At 57.3% G+C, this 20,292-nt stretch carries 20 protein-coding genes; 6 read left to right on the top strand and 14 right to left on the bottom strand.

Features of this window, described 5'->3' with window-relative positions; translation table 11 throughout:
- Positions 1-39 precede the first annotated feature (39 nt).
- Entirely contained in the window at positions 40-2,457 is a 2,418-nt protein-coding gene (locus DT594_RS01235; RefSeq protein ID WP_149331011.1) for a heavy metal translocating P-type ATPase, read from the top strand.
- On the top strand, positions 2,454-2,843 hold the full coding sequence (gene cueR / locus DT594_RS01230) for a Cu(I)-responsive transcriptional regulator (protein WP_149331010.1): 390 nt from the start codon (positions 2,454-2,456) through the stop codon (positions 2,841-2,843). Before DT594_RS01235 ends, cueR begins: the two co-directional genes overlap by 4 nt.
- A gap of 29 nt (positions 2,844-2,872) precedes the next feature.
- Here cueR and flgL read toward each other — a convergent pair whose 3' ends face one another.
- The 13 genes from flgL to DT594_RS01165 all read right to left on the bottom strand — a co-directional run bounded on the left by flgL (position 2,873) and on the right by DT594_RS01165 (position 15,982).
- A complete protein-coding gene (flgL, locus tag DT594_RS01225) occupies positions 2,873-4,123 on the bottom strand; it encodes a flagellar hook-associated protein FlgL (RefSeq protein WP_149331009.1) in 1,251 nt (416 codons plus the stop codon).
- A 13-nt stretch (positions 4,124-4,136) separates the two neighbouring features.
- Positions 4,137-6,113, bottom strand: a complete 1,977-nt coding sequence (gene flgK / locus DT594_RS01220) for a flagellar hook-associated protein FlgK (protein ID WP_149331008.1) — start codon at positions 6,111-6,113, stop codon at positions 4,137-4,139.
- A gap of 2 nt (positions 6,114-6,115) precedes the next feature.
- Positions 6,116-7,333, bottom strand: coding sequence for a flagellar assembly peptidoglycan hydrolase FlgJ (gene flgJ, locus DT594_RS01215; RefSeq protein WP_149331007.1), 1,218 nt, complete (start codon positions 7,331-7,333; stop codon positions 6,116-6,118).
- A 14-nt stretch (positions 7,334-7,347) separates the two neighbouring features.
- Positions 7,348-8,448 (bottom strand): flagellar basal body P-ring protein FlgI, encoded by a 1,101-nt coding sequence (locus DT594_RS01210; protein WP_149331006.1) that lies wholly within the window; start codon positions 8,446-8,448, stop codon positions 7,348-7,350.
- A gap of 11 nt (positions 8,449-8,459) precedes the next feature.
- Positions 8,460-9,137 (bottom strand): flagellar basal body L-ring protein FlgH, encoded by a 678-nt coding sequence (gene flgH, locus DT594_RS01205; protein ID WP_149331005.1) that lies wholly within the window; start codon positions 9,135-9,137, stop codon positions 8,460-8,462.
- Positions 9,138-9,152: 15 nt separating this feature from the next.
- Positions 9,153-9,938 (bottom strand): flagellar basal-body rod protein FlgG, encoded by a 786-nt coding sequence (gene flgG, locus DT594_RS01200; protein ID WP_149331004.1) that lies wholly within the window; start codon positions 9,936-9,938, stop codon positions 9,153-9,155.
- Positions 9,939-9,993: 55 nt separating this feature from the next.
- Positions 9,994-10,734: a flagellar basal-body rod protein FlgF gene (gene flgF / locus DT594_RS01195; protein WP_149331003.1), complete on the bottom strand. Its 741-nt coding sequence runs from the start codon at positions 10,732-10,734 to the stop codon at positions 9,994-9,996.
- A gap of 215 nt (positions 10,735-10,949) precedes the next feature.
- Positions 10,950-12,314: a flagellar hook protein FlgE gene (locus DT594_RS01190; protein ID WP_149331002.1), complete on the bottom strand. Its 1,365-nt coding sequence runs from the start codon at positions 12,312-12,314 to the stop codon at positions 10,950-10,952.
- Between the two features lie 36 nt (positions 12,315-12,350).
- Positions 12,351-13,037 (bottom strand): flagellar hook assembly protein FlgD, encoded by a 687-nt coding sequence (gene flgD / locus DT594_RS01185; protein WP_149331001.1) that lies wholly within the window; start codon positions 13,035-13,037, stop codon positions 12,351-12,353.
- A 16-nt stretch (positions 13,038-13,053) separates the two neighbouring features.
- The gene (gene flgC, locus DT594_RS01180; RefSeq protein ID WP_096346129.1) at positions 13,054-13,506 is read right to left on the bottom strand and encodes a flagellar basal body rod protein FlgC; all 453 of its coding nucleotides are present in this window, start codon (positions 13,504-13,506) and stop codon (positions 13,054-13,056) included.
- Positions 13,507-13,509: 3 nt separating this feature from the next.
- Complete coding sequence (flgB, locus tag DT594_RS01175; protein ID WP_096346130.1) at positions 13,510-13,914, bottom strand: flagellar basal body rod protein FlgB; 405 nt, start codon at positions 13,912-13,914, stop codon at positions 13,510-13,512.
- Between the two features lie 250 nt (positions 13,915-14,164).
- The gene (locus tag DT594_RS01170; RefSeq protein WP_149331000.1) at positions 14,165-14,992 is read right to left on the bottom strand and encodes a CheR family methyltransferase; all 828 of its coding nucleotides are present in this window, start codon (positions 14,990-14,992) and stop codon (positions 14,165-14,167) included.
- A gap of 60 nt (positions 14,993-15,052) precedes the next feature.
- The gene (locus DT594_RS01165; RefSeq protein WP_149330999.1) at positions 15,053-15,982 is read right to left on the bottom strand and encodes a chemotaxis protein CheV; all 930 of its coding nucleotides are present in this window, start codon (positions 15,980-15,982) and stop codon (positions 15,053-15,055) included.
- 117 nt (positions 15,983-16,099) lie between these two features.
- Here DT594_RS01165 and flgA point away from each other — a divergent pair, with 117 nt between their 5' ends.
- The 4 genes from flgA (at position 16,100) to DT594_RS01145 (ending at position 18,663) form a co-directional block, all read left to right on the top strand.
- Complete coding sequence (flgA, locus tag DT594_RS01160) at positions 16,100-16,810, top strand: flagellar basal body P-ring formation chaperone FlgA (RefSeq protein WP_149330998.1); 711 nt, start codon at positions 16,100-16,102, stop codon at positions 16,808-16,810.
- Between the two features lie 206 nt (positions 16,811-17,016).
- Complete coding sequence (flgM, locus tag DT594_RS01155; protein ID WP_149330997.1) at positions 17,017-17,328, top strand: flagellar biosynthesis anti-sigma factor FlgM; 312 nt, start codon at positions 17,017-17,019, stop codon at positions 17,326-17,328.
- A 50-nt stretch (positions 17,329-17,378) separates the two neighbouring features.
- Positions 17,379-17,840 carry a flagella synthesis protein FlgN gene (locus tag DT594_RS01150; RefSeq protein ID WP_149330996.1) on the top strand — a complete coding sequence of 154 codons (462 nt, stop codon included), beginning with the start codon at positions 17,379-17,381 and terminating at the stop codon, positions 17,838-17,840.
- Positions 17,841-17,913: 73 nt separating this feature from the next.
- On the top strand, positions 17,914-18,663 hold the full coding sequence (locus tag DT594_RS01145; RefSeq protein ID WP_149330995.1) for a flagellar brake protein: 750 nt from the start codon (positions 17,914-17,916) through the stop codon (positions 18,661-18,663).
- A 47-nt stretch (positions 18,664-18,710) separates the two neighbouring features.
- Here the strand turns inward: DT594_RS01145 and DT594_RS01140 are convergent, their stop codons facing one another.
- Entirely contained in the window at positions 18,711-20,027 is a 1,317-nt protein-coding gene (locus DT594_RS01140; protein WP_149330994.1) for an MFS transporter, read from the bottom strand.
- Positions 20,028-20,292: the final 265 nt, after the last annotated feature.

The raw sequence follows: 20,292 nt of genomic DNA, 5'->3' as shown, positions 1-20,292 counted from the left end.
GGTGCACAGTTCACGCTGGTTCAGCTTCGAGTAACCACCATGACTGCCATCACCCTTCCTATTAACGGTATGACTTGTGCTTCCTGCGTCAGCAGGGTCGAGCGCGCGCTCACCGCAGTGCCCGGCGCTTCCAAGGTGCAAGTCAATCTTGCTTCCGATACTGCCTACCTGGAGCTTGACGCCACCAGCCAGCTCAGCGCCGTCAGCACCGCGCTCGACCAGGCCGGTTATCAGCTGGCGACCGAAGCCAAGCAACTGAGCATCGAAGGCATGAGCTGCGCCGGCTGCGTCCGCCGCGTAGAAACGGCGCTGCTGGCAGTACCTGGCGTGCTCGGCGCCGAGGTCAACCTGGCCAGTCAGCAAGCGCGGGTCATGTACCTGGCAGGTATGCCGACCGACGAGCTATTCAGCGCTTTGAAAAAGGCCGGCTACCCTGGGCGCTGGGTCACGCCCGCGACGGCTGAAGAGCAAGACGTACAAGCCGTCAAACTGAAAAGCGAGCGGCGCCACGTCATTTTTGCCGCCTTGCTGAGCGCCCCCTTGGCCTTAGGCATGTTCCCCGCCCTCTTCGGCTATCACCAGTTCATGCTGCCACCGCTACTGCAGCTGCTGCTGGCGTCAATCGTGCAATTCTATTTCGGTGCACGCTTTTACCGCGGTGCCTGGCATGCGCTGCGCAACCGCACCGGCAACATGGATCTGCTGGTGGCCCTGGGTACGTCGGCAGGATGGGCGTTAAGTAGCTGGCATGTCTTTACCAGTCCGGCCGGCGTGATGCCTGAACTGTATTACGAAGCCTCTGCAGTGATCGTCAGCTTCGTACTACTGGGTAAATACCTTGAAAGTCGCGCCAAGCGCCAAACGCTGGATGCCATCCGCGCTCTTACTGCCCTGCGCCCGGACATGGCCCGGCTGCGAACGGCTGACGGTGAGCAACTGGTGCCGCTCGAGCAGATCAATCTGGGGGATCACGTGCTGATTCAGCCCGGCGAACGCATTCCTGTAGATGGGATCATTCGCGAGGGTGGCAGCCATGTGGACGAGTCCATGCTCACCGGCGAAAGCCTGCCTGTCAGCCGTCAGCCCGGTGACTCCGTCAGCGCCGGCGCGATGAATCAGGATGGCATGCTGGTGGTTGAAACCACCGCCGTCGGGCATGACACCATGCTCGCGAGAATCGTCCGCCTGGTGGAAAGCGCACAGGCCTCCAAAGCCCCGATCCAGCGCCTGGTGGATAGAGTCAGTGCGGTCTTTGTGCCCATTGTATTGCTGATAGCGGCATTGACCTGGGGACTCGGCAGCCTCTGGTTTGGCGGCGAACAGGCGCTGCTGAACGCGATAGCCGTGCTGGTGATTGCCTGCCCCTGTGCACTGGGTCTGGCAACGCCGACCGCGATTATGGTCGGCACGGGCGTCGCTGCACGCCATGGCATACTGATCCGCGATGCCCAGGCGCTGGAACTGGCTCACAAGGTCAACACTGTGGTATTCGACAAAACCGGCACGCTGACATTAGGCAAACCCAGTCTGGTGACCTTTGCCGCGCTGGGCGCCCTCGCACAAACTCGGGAAGAGGAACAAGGCTCGGCACTGATGCTGGCGGTCGCGTTACAACGCAACGCCGAACATCCGCTCGCCCGGGCGCTGTTGGATTATGCCAATGCGCAGCAGGTGAATGCTCCAGCCGCCACGGACTTTCGTGTTCATTCCGGGCTAGGCGCCAGCGGGCTGATCGAAGGGCAGCGCATATGGCTGGGAAACCGGCGGCTTATGGCTGACCTGAAGGTAAGCCTGGAAAGCTCGGCCCGGTTGACTCAACAGCATGAGAACCAAGGCCATACGGTGTCCTGGCTGGCAGTTGAGGGTGCATCTGAACCGATTGCGCTGATGGCATTTGCTGACACCTTGAAGCCCGAAGCGCTGCGCACCATCAATCAGCTGCGCGAACTGAATATCGACAGCTGGTTAATCAGCGGGGATAGCCAGGCCGCCGCCCAGGCTGTCGGCGAGCAACTGGGCATCACGCATATCGAAGCGCAGGTGCTGCCAGAAGACAAAGCGCGGCATATACAAAACCTGCGCGACCAGGGCCAGGTGGTGGCGATGATCGGCGACGGGATCAATGACGCTCCCGCGCTCAGCGCCGCCGATGTCGGCATGGCCATGTCTACCGGCACCGACGTGGCCATGCACAGCGCCGGCATTACATTGATGCGTGGCGACCCACAGCTGGTACCGGCAGCGCTGGACATCTCGCGGCATACTTGGCGCAAGATCCGCCAGAATCTGTTCTGGGCCTTTGTTTACAACAGTCTGGGCATACCCTTGGCAGCTATGGGCTTGCTCAGCCCGATGCTGGCAGGCGCATTAATGGCGCTGAGTAGCGTCAGCGTGGTATCTAACGCACTGTTGCTCAAGCGCTGGAAACCTCAGCCCCGAATAGCGGAGCGCGTATGAATATCAGCCAGGCCGCCAAGATCAGTCAACTGACACCGCGCATGATTCGTCACTACGAGAGCATCGGTTTGCTCGGCGCTGCCGAGCGCAGCCCGGCGGGCTATCGGCGTTATAGTGAACGGGATCTGCACAGCCTGCGGTTTATCCATCGCGGGCGTAGCCTGGGTTTTAGCATTGAGCAGATCAGCCAGCTACTCGCGCTCTGGCAGAACCAGGAACGCAGCAGCGCCGAGGTCAAGGCGCTGGCGCAGATGCATTTGCAGGAATTGGAGGAAAAGATTGCCGGCCTGCAGTCCATGCATAGCGCTCTGAGTAACCTGGCTGAATGCTGTCATGGCGATGCGCGGCCGGACTGTCCGATTCTGGAGGGGCTGGCTAATTCCTGACAGCCTCGGCCGTAAAGACCTCACGCGGTTCAAATCAGATTGAACAGACTCAGGCCACTGACCTTGACAAAGCTCTGCTGTGCGGCCTGTAGAACAACTGTTTCGAAGCTGAGGCGACTTAGCGCCTCGGCATAATCCAGCTCGGAAAGATCGGCGGTCATCTCCTTATTGATGAGCTTGATTTCGGCATTCTCTTCGAGGGTCGAGTCAATTACGTTCATCCTCGCCCCGATACTGGTTTGCACGCTCAGGACCTGATTCATTGCATTGTCCAGATTCTCTACCGCTATCCCCAACTGGTCGCGGCGTAGCAGCTTGTCTTCCGTGCTGTCACCTGTGGTTTCCAGCGTGTTACGCAACTCCGCAACGGTCTGCAGAATACTGCGGCGTTCCTGAACTTCTGCGCCGCCGTCGACGGCGCCACGGGTAATCTGGAATTCGTCGTTCTCGGCCAACTCACCATCCAGTGTGACAACCACCCCGCCGAATCGAACCTGATAGCTCTGATCTTCATTGGGCTCTATCACACCCGTAACCGGCGGCGTCAGCGGATCACTGTTCTGATCCAGAATTTCGTAACTTTCACCATCTGCGCCAATGCGGATGGTGACACTGTCGTTGGGGTAAAACTGGGTGTCGTAGGCGCTCTTGTCCTCAACCACGCCCAGAGATATCCGCGCACTGCCGGTCAGCGTTTCGGTGGTTACCCGGTTGACGTTGGGCACGTCAACGAAGAGGTTCTTGCCATTGTCATTGATTGCCACCTGCTTGGAGCCGGCAATCTGGATCGAGCGCTGGCCTTCATCTCCCTGGTAGGTATAAGTCCCATTCGGCTCCTTGACGAAGGGTGGGTTTTGGCTCTGAAAGCCGCCAAAAAGATACTCGCCCCGGGCATTGCGGCTGTTAAACAATGCCACCAGCTCCTCCTCACGCTCTACCAGCTCCTGCCCCAACGCCTCGCGAGCGCCCTGATCCAAGGCGCCGTTACCTGCCTGCAGAGCGATTTCCCGCACTCGCTGCAAGTTGTTGTTGATCGAATTGATGATCGCCTCTTCCTGCGAAAGGCTGTTCGTCGCTGCGGTCAGGTTGGCATCATACTGGTCCAGTTTATTGGCTTGCTGATCCAGCTGCAGTAAACGCACGCTAGCAACCGGATCATCCGCTGGTGACAGTATTCGCTTGCCGGAGCTGACCTGCTCCTGCGTGCGCGTGACCCTGGAGTAGTTATCCTGCACGCCCTGCACGCCGGTATTGAAAGCCTGAATCGTGGAAATACGCATGGCCGTTTACCTGTCAGCGAATACTGCTAATGAGTGTATCGAATACCGAGCGAGCAATCTGAATTACCTGCGCCGAGGCGTTGTAATACTGTTCGAACTTGATCAGATTGGCAGCCTCTTCGTCCAGGTTCACTGCTGAAACCGAATCGCGGTTGTTTTGCGTCTGTTTCAAAACTGCCCCGCTGGCCTCGCTGTCAGACCGAGATTGCGCGGTAAAAGTCGCCACCCGCTGCACCAGATCTCCATAGCCGTCAGAGAACGAATACCCCGCCGCACCACCGGCCTGACCCAGCACCGCATCGGTCTGCAGATCGGACAGAATCAACGCATTGCGGTTGTCGGATTTACCCGTATTGAACCCAACCTCGAAGCTGTCTTCATTCAAAGGAGTGCCGGTCATGTTCATGCTGAAGCGATAGCCTTCGATCTCGTACTCCAGCTCATTGCCTTGGCCGGGCGTGACGCTGATCGTCGCGGGATCCACCGGGCCGGCGGGGCTGCTGAGCAAAAACTGCGAATTGGCTTCATCGTAGGTAAGCGTGATAGGCATGAAGCCCTGCATGACCGCTGGATCGATTGGCTGGGGCCCAGCTACCAGTGTCGGCTGGGTTACCTTGGCGTTGCCGCGATTTTCCAGACTCGCGTCGACCTTGGCCGGTGCGGCAAATCCCAACTCCTCTGGCTGGTTCATGACCGCGTCCATGGCCCCTGCTCCACTGCGCGTGGGCGTCAGCAGAAAGCGGTCCCCCGCCCCCAGGGCGCCGGCACCGCCCAGGTTGATACTGAAGCCATCCAGCTCCGGCGGCGGCACGCTATTGATATCGAAGGGGCCACTGACCTTGTCATCCGATACGCGACGCACACTGAACTCGGTGGCGCTGCTGAACAATACTTCGTAATCCGAGGTGCTCAACTGCGCCGTATCGGTGATCAGAATATCCAGGCTGGTATTGGGGTCAGTGTTGGTCGGTCGGGCGCGACTGCGCGAGTCGACTTGATCCGGACTATTGATATCCTTGAACAACTGCCCGCCGGCCTGACCATTGATATCCAGACCCTTGCCCAACTGATCGTTGACTTCACTGGCGATCGACAAGGCCAGCCGGCCAACCGAATTCATCGCCTGGTCCAGCACATCGCGCCGGTAGCGAATCAGGCCGCCCAGTTCTCCGCCGCTGACCAGGTTAGTGATTTCCTGCTGACTGCCACCGGTAACCAGCACCACTTCGGCACGGCTGGGGTCCGAGCGACCCTGCACCACTTCAAGACGCGAAGCTTCCTTGCCCACGACCAGGGGCTGGCCCGAGCCAATAAAGATATTGATGCTGTTACTATCTTGCTTGACGACCGTAACGCCAACCAACTCGCTGAGCTGCCGCACCGCCTCATCACGGGAATCAAGCAGGTCGTTGGGTTGCGAGCCATTAGCCGCTGCTTTTTCAATAGCATCATTGTAGCCCGCAATAGAGGTCGACAAACGGCTGATCTGATCGGTCAGCGAGCTCATCTGTTCACCAATAAACTGCGTCTGGGTCGAGAGTCGCTCCTGCACCGTATTGAACCGCGAAGCCAGACCTTCGGCCTCCGACAGGAACAGCTGACGGCCAGCCAGACTGGCTGGATCTTCAATCGACGTCTGCAGCGCATCGAAGAAATTCTGCAAGCCAGGGGTGATACCGGTCGCTGTACTGGAGAGCAGCGTATTGAGCTCCTCCATCTGCCCACGGAACGCAGTCACTTCAGAGTTGATAGAGGTGCTGGTACGCACCTGGTTGGTCAGAAACTCATTATAAATGCGTTTCACATCGGTGATATTGGTACCGTTACCGATATAGCCGACGCCACTGAATGACGGCTCACGTGCTGCCTGCACTGCAGCCTGACGGCTGTAGCCAGGGGTGTTGACGTTGGTAATGTTCTGCCCTGTGACCGACAGATTTGTCTGGCTGGCGCGTAGACCGCTGAGCCCGATATTGAACAGATCAGCCATGTTTACGCCCTGCCCTGGCTAGTGAGATGGTCAGCCAGGCCGGCCACCGGAGTATCTACCGCCTCATTGCCAGCAAACGCAATATCGGCTGCCGGAGCAGTAGCGGGCGTTGTATCAGCCACCTGCTGCTGGCTGATCAGCTTGCGGGCGATCTGCGACACTTTATTGGCATATTGCGGGTCGGTGGCATAACCGGCCTGTTGCAACTCGCGGAAGAAGCTATCCGGGTTCGCTGTGGTGGTCAGTGCCTGCTGGTAACGGCCGTTGTCGTGCAGAAAATCGACATAATCATCGAAGCTCTGCTCGAAGGAGGCGTAACTACGGAAATCAGCGCGCTCCTGAGCCTTCACCCCATTGCGATATTCGTGGGTCACTACATTGGCCGACTCACCCTGCCAGCCCCCGTGGGACTTGATACCAAAAAGGTTGTGGCTGGTACTGCCATCTGCCTGCTTGATGATGGACTTGCCCCAACCGGTTTCCAATGCGGCCTGGGCGACCAGATAATGTGGATCAACACCCAGACGCTCTGCGGCCTTCTCCGCCATTGGCAGCATGGTGCTGACAAATTCCGCCGGGCTGTTGAAGCGCGACTGGCCCACTGACGCAGAATTACTCACGGCAGCGTACTGACGCACTTCAGCGGTCGCTGGATGTTGCCGTGCGCTGGACTGCAGTCCGCGGAGTGGTTGCCAGGTATCAGCGACTTCAGATTTGCCACTCGCAGCAGCGCTGGCCACCTGAGCGCTGAGCTGAGCTGCCTGCATGCCACTATGCCCCAATGAAAAGGCCAGGCGCCTGCGGGCCAGCAGCGCCGAATGATCGGCACCAGCGGAAGCGGGCGCCGCAGCACGTGCGTCCGAAGCCGGAGAGACCGCCGGCGCCCGGTCCAAGGTGGTCGCAGCTGGTGCGGCGGCGGTCTGTGGGGAGAGCTGACGCATCATCACGTCGGCCAGGCCGACCCCTTGCTTTTCCGCCAGGTGAACCGACATCTGATTGTCATGCATGTCCTGATAGAAACGTGTCTGCGGCGTGTTCAACGGATTGCCTTCGGCAAATACCGCATTCGCATCACGCATGCTCTTGATCATCATGTTCATGAACAGCGATTCGAACTGCTCGGCAACACGCTTGATGTTGTCCGGGCTGTTGGCCTTTGAGCCGACCTTCATCTCGTTCATCGAGTTGAGGTCGGTATAGCTGACGCTGTTCGGGCTCATGATCGGTTCCTCGCTCAGATCACAACCAGGTCGGCATTCAACGCACCGGCCTGTTTCAATGCTTCAAGAATCGCCATCAGATCGCCGGGCGCTGCACCCACCTGGTTGACCGCGCGCACGATCTCATCCAGCGACACACCCGGATTGAAAACGAACATCCGGCTGTCACCTTCTTCAATATTGATCTGTGAGCTGGGCGTAATAGTGGTCACACCATCGGTAAAGGGTGCGTTGGGCTGATTGACCTGAATATTTTCGGAAATAGTCACCGTCAGGCCGCCGTGGGTTACCGCAGCGGGCTGAACACGTACGTCCTGACCGATCACGATGGTGCCGGTACGCGAGTTGATGATCACCTTGGCGGCAGCGTTGCCCTGCTCAATCTGCAGGTTCTCGACCATCGACATGTAATCAACCCGCTGGTTGGGGTCCAGCGGCGCGCGCACGCTGATCGAGCCGCCATCCTGAGCCTGTGCCACATCCGGGCCGAAAGTGTTGTTGATCTGATCCACTACCCGCTTGGCGGTAGTGAAATCCGGGCGGTTCAGGTTGAACACCAGATGGCTGCCGGTAGCAAACGGGCTCTCCACTGCCCGCTCGACCGTAGCGCCGCCTGGAATGCGCCCGACACTCGGTACATTGACGGTAATTCGTGAACCGTCGGCACCTTCCGCACCAAAGCCACCGACTACCAGGTTGCCCTGGGCAATCGCGTAAATTTCGCCATCGATACCTTTAAGGGGAGTCATCAACAGACTACCGCCGCGCAGGCTTTTCGAGTTACCAATTGAGGACACGGTAATGTCGATATTCTGCCCCGGACGAGCAAAAGGCGGCAGGTCAGCGTGGATAGCCACAGCAGCTACGTTGCGCATCTGGATGCGCGTACCTGGCGGCACGGTAATACCGAACTGGGTCAACATGTTGTTGAAGGTTTGTACGGTAAAGGGCGTCTGGCTGGTCTGGTCACCCGAACCATCCAGCCCCACGACCAGGCCATAACCAATCAACTGGTTGCTCCGCACGCCGGCAATGCTGGCAATATCCTTCAGCCGCTCGGCTTGCGCCAAAGGGCTGATGAGCAGAACACACAGGCATAACAGCAGGCTTCGCATGCTCATGACTCCTAGAAGGGCCAAAGGGGGCTAAGAAAGAATTGGCTCAGCCAACCAGGTTGACTGGCATTGGCAAAAGCACCGGTACCGGAATAGGCGATACGCGCGTCCGCTACCCGGGTAGAGGGGACAGTGTTGTCTGTGGATACGTCGTCACTGCGAACAAGACCGGAAATGCGGATCAGTTCGTTACCATTATTCAGCGTAATCCACTTCTCGCCGCGAACGCGCAAGATGCCATTGGGCAGTACCTCGGCCACGGTAACGGTGATTGAACCGGTCAAGCTATTGGTCTGGTTGGCTTCGGAGTCACCGGCAAAAGTGCGGTCTCCGCTCATGTTCACCCCGAGATCCAATCCCTTGGCACCGACCACGTTGCCAAAAAGGACAGGGTTGGCGATTTGCGTCGAGCTGTTCTTGCTGATTTCGTTGTCAGCGCTTTTACTTGCCGCCATGCGCTCCTGCAGCGTGATGGTAATGATGTCACCTACCCGGTGAGCCTTGCGGTCATCGAACAGATTCTGATGAAAACCGGCCTGATAGATAGCGCCGTTATTCAATGCTTGTGGAATTGGCGTGCGCGGCAACACCGGCGCGTAAGCCGGGTCATCAGGACGCGGGGGCACCTGAACGCAAGCGGTCAGCAGCGCCAGAACGCAAAGCAGCACAGAGCAACGCAGCGTTTTCATTTCACATCACTCCGGTCAGAGGTTCTGACTGATGTATTGCAGCATTTGATCTGCAGTGGAGATAACCTTGGAATTCATTTCGTAGGCGCGCTGGGTGGTGATCATATTGACCAGTTCTTCCACCACGCTGACGTTGGAATTCTCCAGCGTGTTCTGCAGCACCGTACCCAGGCCGTTCTGACCGGGATTGCCGGCCTGCGGCGCGCCGCTGGCGGCGGTTTCCAGGAACAGGTTGTTACCGATCGACTGCAACCCGGCCGGGTTGATGAAATCGGCGGTCTGCACGATGCCCAACTGCTGTGGTGCAGGGTCGCCGAACACCGCGACGCTGACGGTCCCGTCCTCGCCCACGGTGAAGGTCTGGGTATCTTCCGGCAGTACAATGCCAGGCTCCAGCGGAAAGCCACTGGAGGTCACGATCTGGCCATCAGCATCCAGGTGAAAGCTACCGTCACGGGTATAGCCGATGTTGCCGTCGGGCATCAGAATCTGAAAAAAGCCGCGTCCGTTTACTGCCAGATCCAGAGGCTGTTCGGTCGTTTGCAGCGAACCCTGGGTAAAGATCTTCTGCGTGCCGGCTACGCGCACACCGGTACCCAATTGCAAACCCGAGGGCAACTGGGTGTCCTGGGTGCTCTGGGCGCCCGGCTGGCGCTTGATCTGATACAACAGATCCTCAAACTCTGGCCGATCGCGCTTGAAACCTGTGGTCGCCACGTTGGCCAGGTTGTTGGAAATGGTCGTGAGCATGGTGTCCTGGGCGGACAACCCGGTCTTGCTGACCCAAAGTGCTGCGTGCATGGTGTATCTCCTTGCGCGTCAGTTCACTGACGCGCCTGATCAGGGCTAACTAGCGTTAGCTCATCTGCAAAAGTCGGTTGGTCGTGCTGCTGTTTTCTTCGGCGGTGCGCATCATCTTGATATGCAACTCGAACTGCCGAGCGAGCGACAGCATCGCGGTCATCTCTTCCACGGCATTGACGTTGCTGCCTTCGAGAAATCCGGTGGCTACGCGTACCGCGCCGTCGGCGGGTTGTTCAAGAGCGCCTTCGACCCGCATCAGTCCGTCCTCGCCCTTGCGCAATGTCGCAGGATCCGGGTTGACCAGCTTGATCCGGTCCACATCCGCCAGCACGTTGGGCGCTTCGCCCAGGGCGCGGATGGTGATAGTGCCGTCCTGACCAATTTCGACCTTGTCTGCCGGCGGCAAAGCGATGGGGCCGGCGTTGCCGAGTACCGGCAAGCCGCTGGAGGTGCGCAATAGCCCGAAAGCGTCAATATTCAGGCTGCCTGCACGGGTATAAGCTTCTGTGCCATCCGGCGCCTGAACCGCAATCCAGCCATCACCTTCAACCGCAAGATCCATATCGCGACCGGTTTCCTGCAGGCTACCGGACGACATATCCGTACCTGGCCGCTCCGTCATGGCATAGGCGCGGGTGGGCAGGCTTTCACCGTAGACCGGCATCGAACGAGCCTGCTCGAAATCACGCCGGAAGCCGGTGGTGCTGACGTTGGCCAGATTATTGGCGTGAGCGCGTTGCGCCAGCATGTTCTGGCTGGCTCCGCTCATGGAGATGAATAAGGATTTGTCCACGCTCTACTCCCGTTCTGACAAGTAATTGCCGCTTTTGGCGTTGTCAAAGGGAATAATGCACACTTCATGCCATATACGATCGAGACAAATTAGTCTTTTAATATCAATGGCTTGAAATTTAGCAAAGAAAAAGGCGGCAAGACCGGCAAGCTTTCGCCTGCTGTCTTGCCGCCTTATTTCCACCGGGTTATCTGCGGCCCGGTTTCTGAAGTGGATTACCTCAGATTGATAATGGTCTGGGTTACCGCATCTTCGGTCTGAATGGTCTTGGCGTTGGCCTGATAGTTTCGCTGGGCGATAATAAGGTTGATCAGCTGTTCAGACAGATCCACGTTTGACTGCTCCAACGCGCCTGATTGAATGGCCCCCAAAGTACCGGATTGCGGCGCGCCTACGACCGGCTCACCGGAGGCAGAAGATTGCGCCCAGGCGGTATCGCCCAGCGGCGTCAGCCCTTGTTGGTTGGCAAAGTTGGCTAGCACAACCTGGCCCTGAGTTCGCGTCTGACCATTGGTGTAACGCGCGACCAATAGACCCTCGTCGTCAATCGACAAACCAGCCAGCTCACCAGTGGTGAAGCCATCCTGAACCACAGCTGTTACCGCGAAGCTGGATGCGAACTGGGTGGTGCCAGTCAGATCAATATCGAAGGCTGCTGGCGAATCGGCTCCCGTCGGCTGCCCTGACGAATCGAGAGGCACCCAACCAGCGATATTGTTTAACGGCTGCGGTGTTACCAGTTGGCCCACCGTGTCGAAGGTCAGTTGGGTAGGTTGCGGAGCAAAACCAGGATCAGTCGGTAGCTGGTTACCCGGTACCTGGCGCCCGTCAATCAGTGTAAACATGTCCCACTCATTGCCGCCGGTTTTGACAAAATACTTGGTCAGCGTATGCGGGTTGCCGAGGCTGTCAAACACATTCACCGAGGTCGAGCTGTTATAGGTTGATGAGTTGGTTGGATCAAACGTCGCCTGCGCGGCATCCTCTGCAGCCTGAATTTCCGCTGGCGTCGGGTTGGCCGGATCAGCCGCGGTGGCGATTTGCTGGTCATATGCCTGCTGCCATACGGGCAGACGGACATTGGTAGAGTTCAGGTTGATGGTCGACTCAACGGAAGTGGTAGCCCGGGGATCAGCTGAGCGCGTATCCACACGCAGATCGGTTTGCACGCCCTGGTTGATCTGTCCGGTAACAGCATTAACCGCGAAACCCTGCAAACGAGCTCCGCTATTATTGGTGATAAAGCCTTCACGGTCTGTACCAAAATAACCAGCGCGGGTATAGCTCAACGCACCTTGGTTACTGGTCACGAAAAAGCCATTGCCGTTGACCGCCAGATCCAGGCTGTTTTCGGTGTAATTGATGTTGCCTTGGGTAAACTGCTGCGCCACGTTACCCAGCAATACACCACTGCCCTGAGCATTGCTGCCCGAGCCCAGAATCGAAGCCGCGTACACGTCGCCAAACTCCGCCCGTGACCCCTTGAAACCAACCGTGCCCGCGTTGGCAATATTGTTACCGGTGATATTCAGATCGGATGACGCCGCCCGGATACCACTCAAACCGATATTAAAAGACATGGTAATGCTCCTTGCCGATTCGTTGTTGGACGGCTGTTACTGACTGATTGAATACACGTCGGATAAATTGATGCTGCCAAGGCCGGCAACGTTCAGGGTCATCTGTCCACCAGCGCCATTGCCAAGAGAAACGCTGTCAACATTGGCTGGCAACAACGTCGCAAGCTGCTTGTTTTCACCATCGATACTGGCCTGAGCTTCAAACTTGTAACGCCCGGGCGGCATGATATTGCCGCTAGCGTCAGTACCGTCCCAGACAAAGTCGTGCATACCCGTATCCTGAGCCCCGAGATTGATGCGCGTCACCAAGCTGCCCTCATCATCCAGTACGTTGACATAGACATTGGTGCTGGGCTCGGGCAAAGCCAATTGCCCCTTGACGCCCTCAGTGGTATCAACCATTGCCTTGTCGGTTGGCACAATGACCTTACGCCCCACCAATGAGGAGGCTTGCAGGGCCTGAGACGATTGATAGCCGCTGAGTAGGGACTCCATTGAGGTATTGAGCGTTTCAATACCCTCCACCGTGCTGAATTGCGCCAGCTGGGCAATGAACTCGCCGTTTTCCTGGGGCGCCAGCGGATCCTGGTTATTGAGCTGCGTGACCAGCAGCGTAAGGAACTGGTCCTTGCCCATCTCGTCACCCTGAACCTCACGGCTGTCGTCCCGGCCGTACTGATCCAGCACGCTGGCGCCGGTACCGATTGAATTGGCAATACTCATGGTCGGATAACTCCTGTTACTGACCCAGGGTGAGAACGCGCTGCAACATGGTCTTGGCTGCATTCATGATTTCGACGTTAGTCTGGTAGGCACGTGATGCGGACATCATGTTGGCCATTTCCTCAACCACGTTGACGTTCGGGTAATACACATAACCTTCTTCATTGGCCATCGGGTGATCCGGCTCGTAACGCGCTTGAAGCTCGGCATCGGACTGCACGATACCGCGCACTTCCACGCCCTGCCCGGCCTGATCATCGCCGGCAAACAGTGACTGACCCATGCCTTGGCTCATGCCCGACTGAGCATTGAACACCGTGGAAAATACCGGCTGCCGCGCGCGGTAGGTTTCACCATCGCTGCTGGACACTGTCTCGGCGTTGGCGATGTTGCTGGCTACCGTATTGAGTCGCACCGACTGGGCGCTCATGCCGGATCCGGCGATATTGAATACGTCACTTAGAGACATGGCTTACTCTCCACGCAGGGCGGTCATCAGCCCTGAAAACTTGCTGTTGAGAAAGGTAAAGCTGGCCTGCAGCCGAATCGCGTTATCCGCATATTGCGCCTGCTCTGCCTGGCTATCGACGGTATTGCCATCGACCGCTGGTTGTAGCGGCGTGCGAAAGCGCAAGCCGGCGGCCTGATCGATCAGACTTTCGGCATTCATGTGCTGGGAGTGGGTCTGGGTCGCATTGAAAGAGCGACCCTCGCCGCTCTGCTCTGCCTGTAGCACGGCAGCAAAATCCAGATCGCGGGCTTTGAAATTGGGCGTATCGGCATTGGCAATATTGTTTGCCAGTACCGCTGCTCGCTGGCCGCGAAACAGCAGTGACTGTTCATGTATTCCCAATGCTTTATCGAAATTGATACTCATACCGGCATTCCTCAGGATGGCAACAGATAGCCACACAGTGTTCTTGCCAATAGACATAGCAAGTGCCGTGCCAATATAAAATATTGTTTAATTTCAGCGAGTTGGAAATTAAAGACCGGCAGCGCGGCAAAGAATGACCGCCCAACGGCAAATGTTCGAGGCTAGGCAGATGACGCCGGTGCCAACACCGCCCAGACAGGAAAAACCTGCCTGGCAGCATCAGAGGAAGGGATTGATATAAACCGCAGGCTTATTTGGCTTGGTAAACGATGCCGGGGCTGCACTGGACCATCTGGTAGAGTTCAGGCAAGCCATTGAGCGCCTCGGAGGCGCCAAGCATCAAATAGCCACCCGGTTTCAAGGACGCATGAATACGTTTGAGAATATCTTTCTTCAGGTCAGCGGAAAAATAGATCAATACGTTGCGGCAGAAGACAATATCGAACTTGCCGAGCATCGCGTAGCTATCAAGTAGATTCAGCGCTCGGAATTCCACCCGATTGCGAATCGGTTGCTTGACCGTCCAGCGACCCGGGACCGACTGATCGAAATAACGCACCAGCCGGTCCGCAGATAAACCGCGTGCGACCGACAGGCTATCGTACTGAGCTGACTTGGCAGCGGTGAGAATAGCGCCCGAGAGATCGGTAGCCACGATCTGCGCCCCACCGCGTAACTGACCCAGGTTGGCCCGATCAAATTCGTCAATGCTCATGCTCAATGAATAGGGTTCCTGCCCAGAGGAGCAGGCGGCCGACCACATGCGCAGCCGTTGTCCGGGGTTCTCCTTGATGAACTCAGGAATCAGCCGATTTTTAAGCACATCAAATGGGTAGACATCGCGAAACCATAGCGTTTCATTAGTGGTCATCGCATCAACCACCGCTTCGCGCAACCCGGCTCTGGGTTGGGTCTGAATACGCGTCACAAGCTCACCCAGGCTCTTTATCTGGTGCTGTTCCAACAGCCGATTAAGGCGGCTGGCGACCAGATACTGCTTGTTGTCTCCGAGCACAATGCCACAGGCTTTTTCCAGAAATTCGCGGAAAACCTGGAAGTCCTTGTTTGCTGATGTCACACAGCCCGTCCCATTCTCAGTTGAATTGCAGCATATTGAGTTGCAGCATCAGTCATCAGTTTATCCGCGCAACGCATGCAGTCGATCAATCACCCGCTGGGCCAGCTCATCAGGCTTGAACTTGGCCAGAAAGTCATCAGCGCCGACTTTCTTCACCATAGCCTGGTTGAATACTCCGGACAGCGAGGTGTGCAGCAATATGTGCAGACCCACCAGCCGCGGATCATTTCTGACCTCGGCCGTTAGCGTATAGCCGTCCATTTCCGGCATCTCGATATCCGACACCATCATCAGCAATTCGTCCGTCACCTTGTCGCCTTGATCGGCCATCTCGCGAAGATAATTCAGCGCTTGCTGGCCATCATTCATGGCGATCACTTCCACGCCGACCTCTTGCAAGCAGCGAGCTACCTGCTTGCGTGCTACCGACGAGTCGTCAACGATCAGCACGCGACGCGCATGCGCTTCGGTGTGGGTTTGTTCATCAATCACGCCGGCAGTGATGGTTTCTACCGTAGGCACGACCTCGGCGAGGATTTTCTCCACGTCGATGATCTCGACCATCTGTTCGTCGACGCGGGTTACCGCGGTCAGATAATGGTCCCGGCCCGTGCCGCGTGGCGGTGGATGAATATCGGACCAGTTCATATTGACGATGCGCTCCACCGAACGCACCAGGAAACCCTGCACGCGGTAGTTGTATTCAGTAATGATCACAAACGCCGTGCTCAGGTCATCCAGGCCCGGGCCGCCGGTCGCCTTGTTCAGATCAATGATCGGCAAGGTGCCGCCACGAATATGGGCAACGCCCCGCACTACCGGGTTAAGCCTTGGCAGCAACGTCAGTTTCGGGCACTGAAGCACTTCTTTCACCTTGAACACATTGATGCCATAAAGCTGATTTCCGGCAAGCCGGAACAGCAAAAGCTCAAGGCGGTTCTGACCCACCAGCTGAGTACGCTGGTTGACCGAATCCATCACGCCTGCCATGGGCAACTCCTTATCGATAGCGGGTTATGCGGCACGTATCTTGCTGCATGGTTACCGTAACTCACGTAACGGCGTTTTATTGACATACGCCAACCCTTCGTCATCAAGGTTCATTGTATGCGTTTTATAACAGGGTGCGCGGCATTGCCGATATTTTTTTGCGCTGGCCTTTCAGCTAATCCGCTGATAGACCAGCTTATCGGCGCGACCACGACTTTTCTTGAGCAGGAAGTTGAAGCCCATCTGGATCGCAGTGCGCGTGAAGCGCGTTATGACGTTCAAGTTAACCGTCTCGACCCGCGCCTGCGCCTGCCGCTATGCCCAGAGAATGCGCTGTCTGCCAGTCTGGAGAGTCCGGCCGAGCCGGTAGGTCGGGTTACCGTGCGCCTGAGTTGCGAGAGTGAAGTTCGTTGGCGGCTATTCGTTCCGGCCCAGGTCAGCCTGTTTCAAGAGGTTCTCGTAGTCACCCGTCCACTTGGTCGCCACAGCCTGATCAAGCCAACGGATCTGGCAATGCTTGAGCGTGACGTGGGCTTGCTCGGCAACGCCTACTTGACCGACCCTCAGCAGGTAGCGGGCATGCGTCTGCGCCGTCAGATAAATGCCGACACGGTACTTTCGCCGCAGATGCTGGAGCAGGATGAAGTCATCAAACGGGGTGACAAGGTGGTTATCAGCGCGGCCAATACCCAGGTTTCTGTGCGTATGTCGGGTGAAGCAATGGAAAGCGGTAATACCGGCAGCCAGATCAGCGTACGGAACATCCGCTCAGGCCGCGTGGTCAAAGCCAGAGTGATGGGGCCGGGTCAGGTCGAGGTAGCGATGTAATGCGGCGAATGACATTTACTACGGATCAGGTATGATCAACGTTCCCGGTGCTTTCAGGCTATTCGGCACGCTTTCCGGCCGCACGCAACGCACGCATTTTCAGCCTTGCAAAAATATGTGCGAATTCAGGTTAAATAATCCTAAAGTTCTGAAGCTGGCCGCCGTTAACGCTACTAGCAAAGCATTCAGATTCTGAGGAAAACAGAATGGTTATCGATTTCAACACCTCCAACAGCGCCAGCCGCAGCGCGCAGTCTACCGCGGCAAACAGCAAGCGCGACGCAGCTGAAGCGTCACGCCCTGCGGAGCAGACCCCTGCCGATCCGAGCGTCAGCGCTGAGAACGGGGTGAAGCTGAGCTCCCAGGCTCAACAGTTGCAGGCCATCGAAGAACGCCTGCGCGATCTGCCTGAAGTGGACAGCGAGCGGGTTGCCCAGATTCGTCAGGCTATCAGTGACGGCTCTTACCAGACCGACAGTGCGCGCATTGCAGACAAGCTTCTGGCTCTCGAGGAATAATCCGGAGTACCATCCAGAAGCTTTGCTGACACTCGAGGCGGAGAACCCGGATGGAACACTTGAATACGCTTTTTTCTACCGCAAAAGTTGATGCGGAATCCTTTACAGCGTTGCTCGACCAGGAACACAAAGCCCTCGTCGATCGCGACATGCCTGCCCTAGAGCTATTGTTGGCCGAGAAAGCGCCGCTGGTGACCAGCCTCGCCCAGCACGATCGCGCCATCATCACTTACTGCCAGCAAGTGGGCATCCAGCCGGGCGAGAGCCTTGAACATCACTTAGCTACCACGCAGACAGCGGAGCTCTTGAACACCTACCACGCTTTCAAGGACGCCTTGCAACGCTGCAAAACGGCTAACGAACGTAACGCTCGATTAATTCGGCACAGCCAGCAGGCGACCGGTCAGCTACTCGACCTGTTGCGCAATCAGGGCGAATCGAGTCAGAACATCTACGACAGCCAGGGTCTTTCCAGCAGAAGCGGCACCCCCCGTAACCTGACCAAGGTATAAGTGGGAGCTGCGGTGCTCTGCCGCTCTCTTGCTGTATAGTTAACGCCTGATTTTCTGATACCGAGAGCCGTCAGTGTCCACCTTATTCAACCAAGAAGCTGGTCCACAGCCGCCGCGCGAAGTGCGCTCTGCCATAGAGGTCCTGTCGTTACTGAAAAATATTCAGCAGCGCCACGATCCACTTACCATCACCTTCACCGATCGTACCCAACGCTTTCAGAGTTTTATCGTCAAGATCGATACTGATTCCAAGCAGCTGTGGCTAGATGAAATGATTCCCCGCGAAGGTGACCGATATGCGGCCATGGGTGAGTCCTTCCGGTTAGAAACCTGGATTGACGGTGTACACATCCGTTGGCAATGCCCGGGCGCGCAGACCGTCATGCTCGATGACGCACCTGCCTACCGTGCGGCGGTGCCGCAGGAAATGATTTATCACCAGAAACGCGGAGCCTTTCGCGCCGCAGTGCGCCGGAGCCTGGATGTGGGTATCGGCATAGTCCACGCAAAGCGCGCTGTGAGCCTGACCGGCAGCATCATGGATATTTCCGCTACCGGCTGCAAGGCACGGGTAGCGGGCGACTGTAGTCATCAGTTGCCCCCCGGTGACGAGTTCGAGCTCAGCTACCTGCAGTTGCCGGATAACGGCAGGAGCACTCTGACCCTGGAAGTGCGTCACGCCAACTATGAAGCAGCCATCGACGAAACGCATATCGGCCTGCGCTTCAAGCAGCCTAGCCCGCTCGTTCAGCGGCAGATCGACCGTTTCGTCAACTTCCTCCAGCGCGAAGCACGGCGCCTGGAAAAGGACGATCTATTCTGAGCTGCGCTCGCATCTAGCGCAGCTCTAATGAAGCAATGCCGGCCAAATCAGCCCGGCCGGTGGTCGTCCTGATCCTCATCACGCTCTGACGCCTTGACGTGGCCATCATCGCGCATCTGCTCTTCCACCATATGCTCATCTACCCGCGGGTCCATTGCCGCCGCCAGCGACGAACTGACCAGGTTACCCGCGGCGGGCATGAAGTGTATCGGCGCGTCTGGCACAAGGTGTTCCCCACTGACCGCCTCTGGCCGCACACGCAGGACGAGGATCAGGGTGCAGCAGGCCATAAACACATACAGCATGTGAGCGCCCATGGCTTTCATCAATACCGAGCCGAGCAGCGGCCCAATACTGGCTCCCAGACCGAAAGTCACCAGCAACATCGCCGATAACGGCACCCGGTCATCGGGTTCGACATGGTCGTTTGCCAATGCCACGGCCAGCGGATACAAGGTAAATGCCAACACGCCAAACAGCGAAGTCAGCGCCATCAGGCCGATGGGAGACATATCCGCCAGCGCGATCAACAACACCACGCCCGTCAACACGATGGCGTTGACCTGGATCATCCGACTACGATCCAACCGGTCAGACAACCAACCTACTGGCCACTGGGCGACCAGGCCCGCGCCAATGGTCACCGCCATGAAAATACCGATATCCGAGGTCGCCAACCCACTCACCGAGGCAAATATGGGCGCCAGACCATAGAACGCCCCCAGCAGTAACCCCGACACACCCACCGTGGTCAGCGCCAGCGGAATACGCTCGATAAACAAGCGGATCTTCATCGGTGCCGGGTGCAGCGGTGCCGGGTGGATGCGGTTGGTCACCGCTACCGGGACCAGGCAGAGAGAAAAACACATGGAGACGATCAGCAGATGGCGGATATCCAGATCCGGCATGGCGGTCAGGACCACCTGACCCATCGCAAGCCCCAAAAAGGTCACGCCCATGTAGCTGGCAAAAACCATCCCGCGCTGATGCGATTCCGCCTGTTCGTTGAGCCAACTCTCCAGCACCATGTACTGGCACATCATCGCCATACCCACCAGTAATCGCAGGACCAGCCATACCTCGACGCTTGCGGTCATGGCATGGCCAAGAACGGAAGCAGTGACCACCCCGGCACTGGCCACGAAGGCGCGGATATGACCTACACGAGCTATAAGCCGGTGACCAATGGAAGCGCCCATCACCAGACCTACGTAATAGCCGGTCATTAACAAGCCGATCCATATTTCGCTGGTGCCATCTGCGGAGAGACGCAGCCCGAGATAGGTGCTGAGCAAGCCACTACCCAGCAGCATTAACAAGGTGGCGAAATACAACGAAGAAAAGGCAGTAAGACTTCTGGGCATTAAAACTCCGGCATCAAATCAAAATACATCAATAAAGGGTGTAATAATTGCTGGTCATATTAGAACAACAATAGAAATAGCAGATGACACCGACTGACTTAATGACAGAAGGTTGTTCATCATTTGATTATTGGTTTTTATCGGGGGGACACAGCAAGAACAGCAAAGCTGGCTACCTGGGTGAAGACCGCAGAGATAGCAACTCTTTGGACATGAACCGGCGCCGATGATACCACCAGCGACACGGCAAATACAGGACGCCAGC

This window comes from Halopseudomonas laoshanensis (genome assembly GCF_008365385.1).
GTDB lineage: Bacteria > Pseudomonadota > Gammaproteobacteria > Pseudomonadales > Pseudomonadaceae > Halopseudomonas > Halopseudomonas laoshanensis.
The sequence above is the reverse complement of the archived record's forward strand: the minus strand, read 5'-3'. Positions and strand labels throughout refer to the sequence as shown.